Raw genomic sequence first — 950 nt, 5'->3', positions numbered from 1 at the left:
CAGCAATTCTCGGTGAAAATAATTTTCAAGCTATACAAGGGCTGCGAGAGATATCAAAAAATACTTTTCGCGCTAAATTTCTCTTTTCTTCAAATTATTTTTAATAAATGTAAAAAAAATTGAACTTTTTGTTAATTCAAGGATCAGATCAAAATAAGAACAACTTATTATTTTGGTGAATATATGGTTTCGCAATTAAAATCAAAGAAACACTTAAACTTCAATGCACTCAGAAAGTCATTATCCGAGTGTTTTTCTGCTACAACAGATATACGACAACAGGGTAAATGCCTTTTTAGTCAGCACGATATATTAATGAGCGCATTCGCTTGTATGTATTTCCAGGATCCCTCATTACTTCATTTTCAAAAAAGGCTTGAGCAAAAATATCAATGCAATAATTTGCAAACTATTTTCAATGTTAGCAACATTCCAAGTGATACCCAATTACGAGATGTACTTGATAACGTGCCCGGCGAGGAACTCGCGAGTGTCTTTAAAGATTATTTTGAGCGACTCAGGCGACATAAGCACTTAGAAGCCTACAACATTTTGCCTAATGTATTGATGTGCACGATTGATGGCACACAATACCACAGCTCTAAAACTGTTCATTGCGATTGCTGTTTAACCAAAAAGAATAAAAAAAGTGGTGAGATCACCTATAGCCACGGTGTTTTGCAAGGTGCGATTATGCACCCAGATCAAAAGCAGGTATTACCCGTGATGCCTGAGGCTATTACGAATAAAGATGGGACTAAAAAACAGGATTGTGAAAGCAAAGCAGCTAAGCGATTTATTGAAAATCTACGTCGCGCCCACCCTCGACAGAAATTTATGATTTGTGGAGATGGGTTGATGTCCCATCAACCCATGATAGAAACCACCATTGAAAATGGTATGCACTGTTTATTTGTCGCTAAACCAGGCGATCATACTTATCTAACTGA

At 36.6% G+C, this 950-nt stretch carries 1 pseudogene; it reads left to right on the top strand.

Annotated elements, in window-relative coordinates:
* Positions 1-183 precede the first annotated feature (183 nt).
* Positions 184-950: pseudogene (locus tag KSO91_RS17380) on the top strand (hypothetical protein); the annotation flags it as partial.

Source organism: Psychromonas antarctica (assembly GCF_022267535.1).
Lineage (GTDB): Bacteria > Pseudomonadota > Gammaproteobacteria > Enterobacterales > Psychromonadaceae > Psychromonas > Psychromonas antarctica.
Note: the sequence above shows the minus strand (reverse complement) of the source record. Positions and strands in the feature narration are given on the sequence as shown.